This is a genomic window from Polynucleobacter nymphae, from assembly GCF_018882155.1.
GTDB classification, from domain to species: domain Bacteria; phylum Pseudomonadota; class Gammaproteobacteria; order Burkholderiales; family Burkholderiaceae; genus Polynucleobacter; species Polynucleobacter nymphae.
Window position 1 is genome coordinate 1,610,180 of the sequence record NZ_JACVPA010000001.1, and the last position, 14,799, is coordinate 1,624,978.

The following is a 14,799-nucleotide window of genomic DNA, read 5'->3' on the forward strand; positions in this document are numbered from 1 at the left end:
AATCTGTTAAGCAAACAAGCGGTGATCACCATCACCAAAAAGGTTGCTAATGCAGCGCCCGCAGAGTTCTGGGTGTTCATTGTCATTCCCAACATCCTGAGTGTGATGCCAGCAGCGACCACATTTCTTGTATTGACTACCGCGTACTAAAACCTCAAGGCCATCCGGACTAAGTTCGATATTGGCGCTTGAAGTAATCGTCACAAAGCGTAAGTCATCTTCTAATGAGTGGAGGATTGCAAAGTCAATATCATCTACTTTAATAGTGAGTTCAGCTTGCAATGATGAGCCAACATTACCCGCCTCACGCTCGACCTCAATTGCTTTAGTAACTTCAGAGCGAATTTCACGAATACGATGCCACTTAGTCAGCAATTCATCTGCTTTAGCAATTTCGGGGAAGGTGCCAAACTCTTCCATAAAGATTGACTCAGAAGGTTTACTAGCCGAGCCATGTGGGAAATCCTGCCAAGCTTCTTCTGCAGTAAAGGAGAGGAAGGGGGCCAACCATTTCAAAAGATTACGGGTGATGTGGAACAAAGCATTCTGTGCTGCGCGACGATCAGGTGAATCAGGTGCGCTAGTATAGAGACGATCTTTCAGAATGTCTAAATAGAAGCCACCTAAATCTTCCGAGCAGAATGACAACATGCGAGTTACTGCCGGATGAAATTCATAAGCCTTGTAGTGTGCCTCAATGTCACCCTGAATTTGATTGGCTAGTGCGACGGTATAGCGATCAATCTCAAGCCATTGATCAGCAGGCATGGTGTGCTTGCTGGGATCAAAGTCAGACAAGTTAGCTAACAAGAAGCGCAGAGTATTACGAATGCGACGATAACTTTCAGTCACACGTTTTAGAATCTCATCAGAGATCGTCATCTCACCTGAGTAATCGGTGGAAGCTACCCAAAGACGAATAATTTCAGCACCCAGCTTATCTGCAACTTGCTGAGGAGCAATCACGTTACCTACAGATTTACTCATCTTGCGTCCTTGGCCATCTACTGTGAAGCCATGTGTTAGCAAGGCTTTGTATGGTGGCTTGCCATCGAGCATTGCGCCAGTGAGCAGCGATGAGTGGAACCAGCCACGATGCTGGTCTGAGCCTTCTAAATACAAATCAGCTAAGCGTCCATTAGGAGTTTTGGCATCGGCGGTGAGTAATTCATTGCGGTGTGAACCACGAATCACATGCCAATGGGTTGTTCCTGAATCAAACCACACGTCTAGCGTGTCACGATTTTTTTCATATTGAGCAGCTTCATCACCAAGTAACTCAGCAACTTCTAATTTCTGCCAAGCTTCGATGCCATCTTTTTCTACGCGTTTAGCAACCTCTTCAAGTAGCTCGACAGTGCGTGGATGGGGCTCACCACTCTCCTTATGAACAAAGAAAGCCATTGGGACACCCCATTGGCGCTGACGTGATAAGGTCCAGTCAGGACGGTTAGCAATCATGCTGTGCAAGCGTTGTTTGCCCCAGGCGGGAAAGAATTCAGTGCTATTGATACCAGCCAAGGCTGTTTCACGCAAGCTAGCCTTGCTGTCCAAAGGCTTCTTATCCATACTCGCAAACCACTGGGAAGTAGCGCGATAAATGATAGGCGACTTGTGGCGCCAGCAGTGCATGTATGAGTGGGTATAGGTTTTATCCCGCAGTAGACTCCCAGCCTCACGCATTGCTTCCACAATCTTAGGATTTGCTTTCCAGATGTACTCATTGGCAAAGAGTGGTAACCATGATGCGTACACACCATTGCCCATCACTGGATTGAGAATATCGTTGTCAGCCAGTTTATTTGCTTTACAGGACTTAAAGTCCTCTTCGCCATAAGCAGGTGCAGAGTGAACAATGCCAGTACCGGTATCTAAAGTGACGTACTCAGCCGGATAAATTGGGGAGAGTCGCTTATAACCATCATGTAGTTGAGCAAGTGGATGCCAGAAAGAGATATTGGCCAATTGCGCACCTTGGCAAGTAGCAATGATTTTCCCCTCCAGGCCATAGTCCTGCAGGCAAGTCTCAACACGATCTTTCGCCAGAATTAATAACTTGTCACCCACATCAACCAAAGCGTAAGTCAGTTCGGGATGTACGTTCATTGCCTGATTCGCAGGAATGGTCCAAGGTGTTGTAGTCCAAATCACAATCTGACCTGGTTTATTTGGCAGTTCAGAAAGACCAAAGGCCTTAGCAAGTTGTGGGCGCTGCGCATCATCGAAAGCAAAACCAACATCAACGGTTGGATCAGTCTTATCTTGATATTCCACTTCCGCTTCTGCAAGAGCGGAGCCACAGTCAAAACACCAATTCACGGGCTTTAAGCCGCGGAAGACATAGCCCTTTTCCCAGATCTTACCCAGCGCACGAATTTCATCGGCTTCATTACGATAGCTCATGGTGAGATAAGGATTATTCCAGTCACCAAGAACACCTAAGCGTTCGAAGTCTTTCTTTTGCTTATCGACCTGGACTTGAGCATAGGCGCGGGCCTTAGATTGCACTTCAGCCGTCGGTAAGTTTTTACCAAACTGTTTTTCAATTTGAATCTCAATTGGCATGCCATGGCAATCCCAGCCGGGAACATACACAGAATCAAAGCCCATTAACCAACGGGACTTCACAATCATGTCCTTCAAGATCTTGTTTACCGCATGACCAATATGAATATCACCATTGGCATAAGGAGGGCCGTCATGCAAAATAAATTTAGGCTGATTAGCATGCGCAGCACGAATCTTTTCGTAGAGTTTATTTTTTTGCCACTGGGCAACCCATTGTGGTTCACGCTTGGCAAGGTCTCCTCGCATTGGAAACGAGGTGTCTAGAAGATTGACGGGATAAGAGTTTTCTTTTTCAGACATAAGCTTTTTTCTGGAAATAATTTCTGGCGTGCTTTGCATCTGCTGCAATTGCATTCGTAAGTGCGTCGAGGTCATCATACTTTGCCTCGTCACGAATTTTTTCTAAGAGCTCTACGGTAATAATTTTTCCGTATACGTCTTGTTGATAATCAAAGATGTGGGTCTCAAGCAATACCCGACCTTCATCCTCTACTGTAGGTCTTACTCCTAGGCTGGCTACGGCTGGTAGCGGCCTATCAGCAAGACCCAATACTTGCGCAGTAAAGATGCCAGTGGTCGCTGGTTTGCGATGATGTAAATGATTGGCTACCGCTAAGTTCAAAGTAGGAAAGCCAAGCTTTCGACCTAATTGTTGCCCATGAATCACGTGACCAGAAATTCCGTAGGGACGGCCTAATAATTTTTCAGCTTGATTCATGTCGCCGTTAGCAAGCGCTGCTCGTAAAGCGGAACTAGAAATGCGTTCACCATTTTCCAAGATCGTTTGAATGCTTGATACTTCAAAGCCATATTTTGCCCCGGCAGCTTTGAGGCTCGCAAAATTGCCTGCACGTTTTGCCCCATAACAAAAATCATCGCCAATCAAAATCCATTTGGCATTCAGACGTTTCACAATAATTTCAGAAACAAATTCTTCGGGTGTAAGGCGCGCAAAAGCGGCATTGAAGTGCTCCACTACAACTCGGTCAATTCCAAGTTGGGCCAAGGCAGCTAGCTTATCGCGCAGATTCAGAATGCGAGGAGGAGCTTGTTCGGGTGAGAAGAATTCTTTGGGGTGTGGCTCAAAGGTCATGACGCAGCTCACCAGACTTCGTTCTTTGGCGCCATCTACGAGTTGTTTCAATAGGGCGCAATGACCCCTGTGCACACCATCGAAATTACCGATGCTAAGGGCACAAGCAGGTCCTGCAGAAAACTGGGTCGGGCCACGGAATACGTTCACAAAATCGCTTTCAGGGTAGCCATCAATTATATTGTGGGCATGCTTTCTATCGTTACCTTAATCTCAGGCCGCGGATCTAATTTCGAGGCTATCGTCAAAACCGCTCAAAAAGAGCGGTGGCCAGTGAAGTTTGCTGGGGTAATAGCCAATCACTCTGCGGCTAAGGGCCTTGATTTTGCTCGCTCCCAGGGTATTCCAACCTTCGTTGTAGAGCACAAAGAGCATGCTACTCGCGATTCGTTTGATGCTGCCCTAAGCATGCAAATTGATGCTTTAGGGGCTGATTTAGTGCTACTAGCAGGCTTTATGAGAATTCTGACTCCAGGGTTTATTCGCCATTTTGAGGGTCACCTCATCAATATTCATCCAGCCCTCCTGCCGGCATTCCCTGGTTTGCACACCCATGAGCGGGTTTTAGAGGCCGGGGTTAAGGAGCATGGCGCTACGGTGCACTTTGTTACTGAGGGCGTAGATGAAGGGCCCATTATTTGCCAAGCCTCTGTTCCAGTCCTAGAGGGCGATGATGCTGACACCTTGGCAGCCCGTGTTTTAAGTGCCGAACATCAGATTTACCCGCGGGCCGTAAAATGGTTCCTTGATGGACGATTGCGAATAGAAGGTAATCAAGTGAAGCTTCAACCCCCAGAGTCGCAATTTTTTAAATTATGAGTGCAGAACGGCCACCCCGTAAATCTGGAAACAGACTCGCCCCACATAAAAGTTACGCCGCTAAATCGAATGACCCACAGCGCCGTCCAGAGCGACGGAATGCAAGCGGAAATTTAATTGCGCCTGAAGGCCAAAAGAATTTCTCCAATGCCAAAGCATTGCCTCAGCATGCACTTCATCTGGAAAGACTCTTACCCGAACTGCTGAGCTTTGAACAACCATCTGATCGCGTAGTTAGTCGCTATTTTCGTGCTGAGCCACAACTCGGAAATCGAGATCGTGCCCTGATTGCAGAGAGTGCTTTTGCAATTTTGCGTCGTAAGAATGAGTTCTCGCAATTTGCTGCTAGTGGCGAGGGTTCTCAGCCTAGACGCTTAGCCCTATTGGGTTTACTGTCTGCTCTATCGGAAGGTGGGCTTGGTTCAGCTAACCGTGCAGAGAGTGCCATCGCAGATTTAGCGCATGTGCTTAAGCCAGGTGAGTATGAATGGTTGCAGCGTTTTGCCACAGTAGATCCTGCGGCATTAAATCCTCTTGTTCGTAATAATTTACCGGAATGGCTATGGGACGCGTTTGGAAAATATCCTGGTGAAGAGACGCGTGAAGAGCTAGCCAAATCATTAATGCATCCAGCGCTATTGGATTTACGCGCAAACACCATGAAGACTAATCGCGAAGAATTGCTGGTGCAGATGAATGCATTGGGTGGTCGCTATCAAGCGATCCCAACTCCATATGCACCAGATGGTGTGCGCATTATGGGTAAGCCTGCTTTACAAAATACTGCTGGATTTAAGGCGGGTATGTTTGAAGTTCAGGATGAAGGCAGTCAGCTCCTTGCTTATTTACTTGCTCCTAAACGAGGTGAGATGGTTGTCGACTTTTGTGCTGGAGCGGGTGGCAAGACTTTGGCGATTGGAGCCTTAATGCGCTCTACAGGGCGCCTCTATGCATTTGATACATCAGAACGTCGTTTGGCTAATTTGAAGCCACGACAAGCCCGCAGCGGCCTATCTAACGTCCATCCCGTATGGATTGATAGTGAGAATGACGCTAAGGTCAAACGTTTGGCTGGAAAGATTGATCGTGTTCTGGTGGATTCCCCTTGCAGTGGGATGGGTACCTTGAGGCGTAATCCAGATCTTAAATGGCGCCAAACCCCAGCTGGGGTTTTAGAGCTCAATCAAAAGCAAATGAATATTTTGGCTTCTGCTGCTCGATTATTAAAACCAGGTGGTCGTTTGGTTTACGCCACTTGCAGCCTTTTACCTCAAGAAAATCAAGCGATTGCAGAAGATTTTCTGGCTAAGCACCCTCAATTTGAGGTTGTGCCCGCCGCTGAGGCTCTCAAACCGCTTTTTCCAAAAGACAAGCTGCCTTTGGGCTGCAGTCCAGATAATCCTTGGTGGCAGCTTTGGCCTCATATTCACGGAACGGATGGCTTTTTTGGTGCTGTTTTCCAAAAGAAGGCTGCTGCTATTGTTCCTGACTCTGAAAAAGGGGCGGAAAAAGAGGTAAAAGTCAAAACCAAGAAACCTGCGAAAGAATTAAAATAAAGGTTTAGACCTCTCTAGGGACTCACTTTTGAATATCGCTTCAAGTTCAGGTTTTGATTTATTTCTCAATTGGCTAGCCAATGGCTATCTCGATTGGTCTTGGTGGCAAATTACCATTTTTACATTGGTAGTCACTCACATCACTATCGCTGCAGTCACCATCTTTTTACATCGCTGCCAAGCACACCGTGCCTTGGATTTGCATCCGATTGCTTCCCATTTCTTCCGTTTTTGGCTCTGGCTAACTACAGGCATGGTGACCAAAGAGTGGGCCTCAATTCATCGCAAGCATCATGCTAAATGCGAGACGGTTGATGATCCCCATAGCCCGGTAATTTTGGGTATTGGAACCGTGCTTTCTCGTGGTGCCGAGCTTTATAAAAACGAAGCAGCCAATCAAGAGACTTTAGAAAAGTTTGGCCATGGCACTCCTAATGATTGGCTTGAGCGCAATATTTACTCCAAGTTTTCTTGGCAGGGTGTTGCCATCATGCTCATCATCGATGTGTTTTTATTTGGCGGCATTGGTCTGACCGTTTGGGCTATCCAAATGTTGTGGATTCCCATTACTGCAGCTGGTGTGATTAATGGTATTGGGCACTATTGGGGTTATCGTAATTACGATTGCGCAGACGCCTCATCGAATATCATCCCTTGGGGAATCTTGATTGGCGGCGAGGAGCTTCATAACAATCACCACACCTTTGCTACAAGCGCTAAGTTATCAAATAAATGGTATGAGTTTGATATTGGTTGGCTGTACATTCAGATCATGAGTGCTGTAGGTTTGGCTAACGTCAAGAAAACGCCGCCCAAGCCTGTGCTGAGCGATTTACGTCCTGCTGATCACAATACTCTTGAGGCCATTATTGCCAATCGTTATGAAATCATGGCGCGCTATAGCAAAACATTGCGCACTTTTTTCAGCAACGAAGTGCAGCATATGCAGGTTCTTGCAGCGCATTTAAGTGATGCCCGTACTTGGTTAGCCAAAGACGAATCACGTCTTAGTGAGCAAGAGCGCTTAAAGCTTGAAGAGTTAATGGCCAGCAATGCACAACTGCGTAAGATGATCGAGATGCGTCGCGATCTCCAAGCAATCTGGGGGCGTTCTAATGCTACTAGAGAGCAGTTAGTTGCACAGTTGCATGCGTGGTGTCAGCGTGCTGAGGATAGTGGCTTAACAAGCCTTCGTGAATTCTCATTAAGATTGCGCCGCTACGCATAGATCAGTAGTTAGCAATTTTTAGGCAATAAAAAACCCGCACGCAGCGGGTTTTTTATTTGCTGAAAGTAAATTACTTCAGCTTTGTTTCTTTGTAAGCAACATGCTTGCGAATCGTTGGATCAAACTTCATGATCTCCATTTTCTCAGGCTTAGTACGCTTGTTTTTTGAAGTTGTATAGAAGTGACCAGTACCTGCTGATGACTCTAACTTGATTTTTTCTCTGCCGCCTTTAGCCATTTGCGCGCTCCTTAAATTTCGCCACGTGCACGTAGATCAGACAACACAGCATCAATGCCGTTCTTGTCGATAACGCGCAAACCAGCATTGGTTAAGCGCAAGCTAATCCAGCGGTTTTCTGATTCAACCCAAAAACGACGGTTTTGCAAATTCGGCAAAAAGCGACGCTTCGTTTTATTGTTTGCATGGGATACATTGTTGCCAACCATCGGCTTCTTCCCAGTGACTTGGCAAACTTTTGCCATGACATAACTCCATTAATTGCGAAAAAAGAAGATTGTATCAGTCCTAGCCTATTTTGGGCTAGCCCTAAATGGCTTTGGTATTCGACCTTAGACGACAAAATGGATAGAAAAGTCCTTAAATTCAGAATAAGTTAGTAATTACTTCCATTATTTGCCATGATTCATAAGACCAGAATCTGAAAAAGAGAAAAATCCACTACCGCTGACAATGCAATGGTCGAGAAGCGCTATGTCAACCAATTGCAAGGCGTTCTGGAGGGTTTTAGTTAGATCTTGATCTGCATTGCTTGGTAGCGGGTTGCCACTGGGGTGGTTATGCGCCACGATCAGGGCGCTGGCATTTCTGGAGAGGGCCTCCTTAAGGATTTCTCGGGGATAAACAGCTGTGTGGGTAATAGACCCCCTAAAAAGCTCCTGACACTCAATTAGATGAAGCCGTGAGTCGAGGTAGAGGCAAAGGAAGACCTCATGTGGCAGACGGCCAATTTTGGCCTGCAGGAACTCTCTCACATGGCTTGGCGAGGAAAAGATAGAGTCTTGGGCTAGCCCCTCCTCGAGACTACGTTTTACTAACTCATAGGCAGCTTGGATTTGGGACCATTTGGATAGTCCCATTCCGTGGATGCAAGTGAGCTCTTCACGGCTGCATCTAAGTAAGCTGGGTAGGCTTCCAAAATGGTGCAATAGATCCTGCGCTAGGGCCACTGCGCTTTTGCCTTTTACGCCCACCCGCAAAAAAATGGCAAGAAGTTCCGCATCGGAAAGTGCAGCAGCACCATCAATACGGAGTTTTTCGCGTGGCTGTTCATGTTTGGGCCAGCCCGTAATTGGGGAGTGCACAGCCGGCGCAGGCCTCGATACAATAAGCTTATGACTAAGCTTACTGTTTTGCCTCACTCCTACTTGACCCTCAACTACCGGCTCACTTTGCCTAACGGGGACGATTACATCAATACTTTTGTTGATCGTCCTGCGACGGTTCTGATGGGTTCTGGACAATTTGCTCCTTGCTTTGAAAAGGTGTTGCTAGGACTTGGGCTAGGTGAGAAAAAAAGTGCCTTACTTCCACCAGAAGAAAGTTTTGGTGAGCGTAAAGAAGATTTGGTGCAATGGGTTTCTTTGAAAGCCTTGAAAGAGGGTCGCGATGACGGCGTAGAATTTAATCCGGGTGATGTGATTGAATTTAATGCACCAGACGGGGCGCAATATGCAGGTGTTTTGCAATCGATTAATGATGAGGGAGCATGGTTTGACTTCAACCATCCATTGGCTGGCAGGCCTGTCACTTTTGAAGCAGAAATTGTTGCTATTCTCTAAGCGATGAGTAATCCAGATAACCTTGAAATTTTGATGGCACAGCCCCGCGGTTTTTGCGCGGGCGTTGATCGCGCTATCAATATCGTCAATGAAGCTCTTACACGTTTTGGTGCGCCCATTTATGTGCGCCATGAGATCGTTCACAACGCATATGTTGTAAATGAATTGCGCGAGAAGGGTGCAGTGTTTGTGGAAGACTTGCAAGAGGTTCCTAAAGGTGGAATTGTGGTGTTTAGTGCTCATGGCGTATCTCAAGAAGTGCGCAAAGATGCTCAAGAGCGTGGCCTGCAGGTTTATGACGCTACCTGTCCACTGGTGACAAAAGTACATCTTGAGGTAGTGAAGATGTCCAAAGATGGTTTTACTATCTTGATGATTGGTCATGCAGGACACCCTGAAGTTGAGGGAACGATGGGACAGGTTGAAGAAGGCCTTTTCTTGATTGAAAAAGTTGCCGATGTTGCCGAATTATCTTTTCCAGAGAATGAAAAAATTGCTTTTGTGACGCAAACAACCTTATCAATCGATGAGACCAAAGAAATTGTTGAAGCGCTCACAAAAAAATTCCCCAACATTGTTCAGCCACGTAAGCAAGATATTTGTTATGCCACTCAGAATCGTCAAGATGCTGTGAAATTTATGGCGCCTCAAGTAGAGGTGGTCATTGTGGTGGGAAGTGCGGCGAGCTCGAACTCCAATCGCTTGCGGGAATTATCAGAAAAATTGGGCGTTCCCTCTTACATGGTGGATGCCCCTGAGCAACTCAAGCCAGAGTGGTTTGTTGGCAAAAAGCGTATTGGCCTGACTGCTGGTGCATCCGCACCGGAGAGTTTGGCTCAATCGATCGTGGCGCGCATTTTGGAATTTGGACCACGTCAAGTCCGTGCATTAGATGGTGTAGTGGAAGATGTGACATTCTCACTACCGAAAAATTTAGTTGGCTGAAGTATTCATATCAGAGGAGCTGTAGATGATTAATGTAAAAGCGTCAAAAGTGATATTTGTGAGAACTGCTGTTGCAGCAGCAGCGACCTTAGTTTTGCTTGGTTGCGGCAAGGGTGGCGATAAGACTGCCGCTACTCCGGCTGATGGAGTGGAAGTGAAGATCGGGCACGTCGCTCCTTTGACTGGCCCAATCGCTCACTTAGGCAAAGACAATGAAAATGGTGCGCGCCTAGCGATTGAAGAGATCAATAAAAGCGGCTTAACAATTGATGGTAAAAAAGTTGTTTTAACTTTGGTGCCTGAGGATGATGCTGAAGATCCTAAGACTGCTACCCAAGTAGCGCAGAAATTGGTAGATGCTAAGGTTGTTGGTGTAGTTGGCCACCTGAATTCTGGAACTAGTATTCCAGCCTCCAAAATCTATAGTGATGCTGGGATTACACAGGTCTCTCCCTCTGCAACCAATCCTGACTTTACAAATCAGGGCTTTAAAACTACCTATCGTTTAGTTGCCACTGATGCACAACAAGGCCCAGCATTGGCTAATTATGTTGTGAATACCTTAAAAGCCAAAACTGTTGCCATCATCGATGACTCTACTCAGTATGGCAAAGGCTTGGCAGATGAGTTTGAAAAAACTATTAAAGCTGCTGGCGTGAAAGTAGTTGCTCGCGAAGCAAGTAATAACAAAGCGACAGACTTCAAAGCCATTTTGACTAAAGTAAAAGGTAAGAAACCTGATGTCATTATGTATGGCGGTATGGATGCCACTGGTGGTCCATTAACCAAGCAAGCTGCAGAGCTTGGCATGAAAGCTAAAGTGGTTGGTGGTGATGGTATGTGTACCGAGAAGCTTGCAGAGTTAGCTGGTGAGGCTGTGGTCAATGTGACTTGCTCAGAGGCTGGTATGGCCCTGTCCAAAATGGCACAAGGAGCTGATTTCCAGAAACGTTATAAAGAGCGCTTCAATGCGGACGTACAGATCTATGCCCCATTTACCTATGATGCGGTTTATGTCCTCGTGGATTCAATGAAGCGTGCAAACTCTGCTGATCCAGCAAAGATTCTCGCGGTCATGCCAGATACTAAGATGAATGGCTTGGTTGGCAACATCGCCTTTGACAATAAAGGCGATATGAAAGAGGGTGTCATTACCTTATATGACTTTAAAGATAAGAAGAAAACAGTTTTAGATGTTATTAAGATGTAAGGATTGTTGATAAAAGAGTGCCGCTTCTGCGGCACTCTTTTTTTACGCCTCGCAAATACAGACAGTGACTTAATGGATATCCTCCTTCAGCAAATTATCAATGGCTTAGTGCTGGGCAGTATCTATGCCTTGATTGCTTTGGGTTACACCATGGTGTACGGTGTGTTGGGCATTATCAATTTTGCTCACGGTGAAGTGCTCATGATTGGCGCCATGGTATCGCTTTCGTTGTTGCGATTAATCTTGGGCTTCACTAGTGATCTTCCGGGATGGCTAACGCTCTTAATTGTGTTGCCGATCACGATGGCCGTTTGCGCTGGCTTAAGTTACTGGATTGAGCGGATTGCATATCGTCCTTTGCGCAATGCGCCGCGTTTAGCCCCCTTGATCTCTGCAATCGGCATGTCTATCTTGCTTCAAACGATTGCGATGATGATTTGGTCACGTAATCCGATGACCTATCCACAATTATTGCCTTCAATTCCGATTGATTTATGGGGCAGTGGTGCCACGATTACTGGTAAAGAAATTGTCATCATTGTGGTCGCGTTAGCAGTGATGTGTGGATTGCTATTCTTGGTTGAAAAAACCAAGCTCGGCAGAGCAATGCGAGCTACTGCCGAGAATACTCAAATTGCTGCACTCATGGGCGTGAATCCTAATCGGGTTATTTCAATTACCTTCATGTTGGGTGGAGCTCTGGCGGCTCTGGCTGGGATCATGATTGCTAGCAACTACGGTAACGTGCATTTTTATATGGGATTCATTCCCGGGCTAAAAGCTTTTACTGCGGCTGTTTTGGGCGGCATTGGAAATTTAAAAGGGGCGATGTTAGGCGGCCTTCTTTTGGGATTAATTGAATCTTTAGGTGCCGGCTATATTGGCGATTTAACAGGTGGCATCTTTGGCTCAAACTATCAAGATATCTTTGCTTTCTTGGTATTGATCTTGGTCTTAGTATTACGTCCAACGGGACTCTTGGGTGAAAGGGTTTCGGATCGTGCTTAAGGAGGCGCTATTTAAACGACTTCCCAGGTCCGCTTATTTATGGATCGGCATCATTGCTTTAATGATTTTGCCTTGGGTGGTTGGCGCTAGTGGCGGCAATTACTGGGTGCGAGTACTCGACTTTGCTTTGCTTTACATCGTTCTTGCCCTGGGTCTGAATGTCGTCGTGGGCTTTGCTGGTCTGCTGGACTTGGGATATATCGCTTTTTATGCGCTTGGCGCTTATAGCTTCGCACTATTAGCATCCCCACACTTACCACAGCACTTTGAGACTATTGCGGCAGCCTTTCCGGAGGGGATGCATTTTTCTCCTTGGATGGTTGCAGTATTCTCCATCGGCTTGGCCGCTTTGTTCGGAATCATTTTAGGTTTTCCAACTCTACAGTTGCGAGGAGATTACCTAGCGATTGTGACTTTGGGTTTTGGAGAAATTATTCGCATTTTTATGAATAATCTAGATCGCCCATTCAATCTGACTAATGGCCCCAAAGGAATCAATGCAATTGATCCAATTCAGATCTTTGGAATTTCATTTACAAAGTCTTTAGATTTGGGATTTATCCAAATTCCTGGTCTATATCTCGTCTTCTATTTATTTTTACTCTTGGTAGTATCGGTGGCAATAATCTGTTTGCACTTACAGGACTCACGAATCGGTCGTGCATGGGTAGCAATTCGTGAGGATGAGATAGCTGCAAAGGCAATGGGTATCAATACTCGTAATATGAAGCTGCTAGCCTTTGCTATCGGCGCATCTTTTGCCGGTGTCGCTGGAGTTTTATTTTCCGCTTTTCAGGGATTCGTTTCTCCTGAATCATTTACCTTGTGGGAGTCGATTGTTGTCCTAGCCATGGTGGTACTAGGTGGCATTGGGCATATCCCTGGTGTCATTCTGGGGGCCGTTCTACTTGCCATCTTTCCAGAGGTATTACGTGGTGTTGCACAACCTTTGCAGCAAGCCATGTTTGGTCATGTGATTATTGATGTTGAAATCATTCGCCAACTGATTTACGGCTTAGCCCTGATCTTAATCATGCTGTATCGCCCAGGCGGTATCTGGCAAAAGAGCCGGAAAAATTCATGATGGAGCGCTTACTTTTAGATGTCACTGATGTTTCTAAACGCTTTGGCGGCGTCCATGCGCTCGATTCAGTAGGTTTAAAAGTTCCGCATGGCTCAATTGTCGGTTTAATAGGGCCAAATGGCGCAGGTAAGACTACCTTTTTTAATGTGATTACGGGTTTATATCCAGCCGACTCTGGGATATTTCTATTTGACGGAAAGTCCTACTTTCCTGAGTCAGTCTCCAAAGTAACTCAGTCTGGATTAGCCAGAACCTTTCAGAATATTCGCTTATTTGGAGAAATGTCTGTTCTAGAAAATGTAATGGTTGGATGCCATTGTCGATCGAAGGCGGGAGTCATGGGAGCAATCTTTCGCTTTCCATCTACTCGGCGTGAGGAGCGATCGATTCGAGATAAATCACTTCAACTACTAGCTTATGTTGGTTTAAGTGAATACGCCGATATGGAGGCTCGTAATTTATCTTATGGTCATCAACGTCGCCTAGAGATCGCACGAGCCTTGGCTACTGAGCCTAAGCTGCTGGCTTTAGATGAGCCTGCAGCGGGCATGAACGCAACTGAAAAACTGGAATTGCGTGAGTTATTACTGCGCATTCGGGCGGATGGCAAAACGATTTTGCTGATCGAACATGATGTGAGTTTGGTTATGGGTATTTGTGACAGCCTTACAGTGCTTGATTATGGAAAAGTGATTGCCTCGGGTAAGCCTGCAGACGTTCGCGAGCATCCAGAAGTGATTAAGGCCTATCTCGGCCAGGGGGCATCGTAATGAGTGCCTTGCTGAGTGTAAAAAATCTCAAAGTTTCTTATGGTGGTATCAATGCCGTCAAAGGAATTGATTTAGAGGTTGGTCAAGGCGAGTTGGTAGCTTTAATTGGCGCCAATGGTGCAGGCAAGAGTTCAAGTTTGAAAGCCATTGCTGGTGTATTGACCCCATCAGCAGGCGAGATTCAGTTCTTGAATCATCCTACTGAGAAATTGCCAGCCTATGATTTAGTTCAACTTGGCTTGGGCATGGTTCCTGAGGGCCGCGGCGTCTTTAAGCGCATGACTATTCTGGAAAATCTTCAGATGGGGGCATTTCTGAAAAAAGATGCCAAGGCTGTTCAGCAAAAGCTAGAGGAGATTTACTCGTACTTTCCAAGACTGAAGGAGCGCTTATCGCAGCTGGCAGGAACCCTCTCGGGCGGTGAACAGCAAATGGTGGCCATGGGTAGGGCGATGATGGCTGAACCCCAGCTATTGTTACTAGATGAACCCTCGATGGGTTTATCCCCCATCATGGTAGAAACTATTTTTGACGTTATCCGCAATCTTTCAGCCAATGGCATGACTATTCTCTTGGTGGAGCAAAACGCACGTTTAGCCTTACAGATGGCAAATCGTGCTTATGTGATGGAAAGTGGATTAATTACTTTGAGTGGCTCAGGCACAGAATTGCTAGAGGACTCTCGAGTAAGAACAGCCTATTTAGGCGAATAGGTGAA

The 14,799-nt window shown here is 46.2% G+C and carries 15 protein-coding genes; 10 read left to right on the plus strand and 5 right to left on the minus strand.

The features are described from left to right. Positions 1 to 6: 6 nt before the first annotated feature. Together ileS and ICN29_RS08335 are read right to left on the minus strand one after the other, a co-directional pair. Positions 7 to 2,886, minus strand: coding sequence for an isoleucine--tRNA ligase (gene ileS / locus ICN29_RS08330; protein ID WP_439651269.1), 2,880 nt, complete (start codon positions 2,884 to 2,886; stop codon positions 7 to 9). Further along, a complete protein-coding gene (locus ICN29_RS08335; RefSeq protein WP_216131703.1) occupies positions 2,861 to 3,811 on the minus strand; it encodes a bifunctional riboflavin kinase/FAD synthetase in 951 nt (316 codons plus the stop codon). The genes ileS and ICN29_RS08335 overlap by 26 nt, the downstream gene beginning before the upstream one ends. A gap of 39 nt (positions 3,812 to 3,850) precedes the next feature. Between ICN29_RS08335 and purN the strand changes: the two genes are divergently transcribed. From purN to ICN29_RS08350, 3 genes are read left to right on the plus strand one after another with little or no spacing between them, the layout of a single operon-like run. After that, positions 3,851 to 4,480: a phosphoribosylglycinamide formyltransferase gene (gene purN, locus ICN29_RS08340; protein ID WP_216131706.1), complete on the plus strand. Its 630-nt coding sequence runs from the start codon at positions 3,851 to 3,853 to the stop codon at positions 4,478 to 4,480. Next, positions 4,477 to 6,036 (plus strand): RsmB/NOP family class I SAM-dependent RNA methyltransferase, encoded by a 1,560-nt coding sequence (locus tag ICN29_RS08345; RefSeq protein WP_216131709.1) that lies wholly within the window; start codon positions 4,477 to 4,479, stop codon positions 6,034 to 6,036. The genes purN and ICN29_RS08345 overlap by 4 nt, the downstream gene beginning before the upstream one ends. 34 nt (positions 6,037 to 6,070) lie before the next feature. Beyond that, complete coding sequence (locus ICN29_RS08350; RefSeq protein WP_216132175.1) at positions 6,071 to 7,264, plus strand: DesA family fatty acid desaturase; 1,194 nt, start codon at positions 6,071 to 6,073, stop codon at positions 7,262 to 7,264. A 70-nt stretch (positions 7,265 to 7,334) separates the two neighbouring features. On the opposite strand, the gene rpmG is transcribed toward ICN29_RS08350, so the two are convergent. The 3 genes from rpmG to radC form a co-directional block, all read right to left on the minus strand. Then, positions 7,335 to 7,502 carry a 50S ribosomal protein L33 gene (gene rpmG, locus ICN29_RS08355; RefSeq protein ID WP_015421876.1) on the minus strand — a complete coding sequence of 56 codons (168 nt, stop codon included), beginning with the start codon at positions 7,500 to 7,502 and terminating at the stop codon, positions 7,335 to 7,337. Positions 7,503 to 7,513: 11 nt separating this feature from the next. After that, positions 7,514 to 7,747, minus strand: coding sequence for a 50S ribosomal protein L28 (gene rpmB / locus ICN29_RS08360; RefSeq protein WP_011903570.1), 234 nt, complete (start codon positions 7,745 to 7,747; stop codon positions 7,514 to 7,516). 147 nt (positions 7,748 to 7,894) lie between these two features. Continuing rightward, positions 7,895 to 8,587: a RadC family protein gene (radC, locus tag ICN29_RS08365; RefSeq protein ID WP_369411651.1), complete on the minus strand. Its 693-nt coding sequence runs from the start codon at positions 8,585 to 8,587 to the stop codon at positions 7,895 to 7,897. Between the two features lie 30 nt (positions 8,588 to 8,617). Between radC and ICN29_RS08370 the strand changes: the two genes are divergently transcribed. The 7 genes from ICN29_RS08370 (at position 8,618) to ICN29_RS08400 (ending at position 14,794) form a co-directional block, all read left to right on the plus strand. Then, positions 8,618 to 9,064 (plus strand): FKBP-type peptidyl-prolyl cis-trans isomerase, encoded by a 447-nt coding sequence (locus ICN29_RS08370; RefSeq protein ID WP_216131712.1) that lies wholly within the window; start codon positions 8,618 to 8,620, stop codon positions 9,062 to 9,064. Positions 9,065 to 9,067: 3 nt separating this feature from the next. After that, complete coding sequence (gene ispH, locus ICN29_RS08375) at positions 9,068 to 10,009, plus strand: 4-hydroxy-3-methylbut-2-enyl diphosphate reductase (protein WP_216131716.1); 942 nt, start codon at positions 9,068 to 9,070, stop codon at positions 10,007 to 10,009. 25 nt (positions 10,010 to 10,034) lie between these two features. After that, entirely contained in the window at positions 10,035 to 11,219 is a 1,185-nt protein-coding gene (locus ICN29_RS08380; RefSeq protein WP_216131718.1) for a branched-chain amino acid ABC transporter substrate-binding protein, read from the plus strand. A gap of 72 nt (positions 11,220 to 11,291) precedes the next feature. Continuing rightward, a complete protein-coding gene (locus ICN29_RS08385) occupies positions 11,292 to 12,227 on the plus strand; it encodes a branched-chain amino acid ABC transporter permease (protein ID WP_216131721.1) in 936 nt (311 codons plus the stop codon). Beyond that, positions 12,202 to 13,311 (plus strand): branched-chain amino acid ABC transporter permease, encoded by a 1,110-nt coding sequence (locus tag ICN29_RS08390; RefSeq protein WP_439651265.1) that lies wholly within the window; start codon positions 12,202 to 12,204, stop codon positions 13,309 to 13,311. Before ICN29_RS08385 ends, ICN29_RS08390 begins: the two co-directional genes overlap by 26 nt. After that, positions 13,308 to 14,081 carry an ABC transporter ATP-binding protein gene (locus tag ICN29_RS08395; RefSeq protein ID WP_216131723.1) on the plus strand — a complete coding sequence of 258 codons (774 nt, stop codon included), beginning with the start codon at positions 13,308 to 13,310 and terminating at the stop codon, positions 14,079 to 14,081. The genes ICN29_RS08390 and ICN29_RS08395 overlap by 4 nt, the downstream gene beginning before the upstream one ends. Then, positions 14,081 to 14,794 (plus strand): ABC transporter ATP-binding protein, encoded by a 714-nt coding sequence (locus ICN29_RS08400; RefSeq protein WP_216131726.1) that lies wholly within the window; start codon positions 14,081 to 14,083, stop codon positions 14,792 to 14,794. The genes ICN29_RS08395 and ICN29_RS08400 overlap by 1 nt, the downstream gene beginning before the upstream one ends. Positions 14,795 to 14,799: the final 5 nt, after the last annotated feature.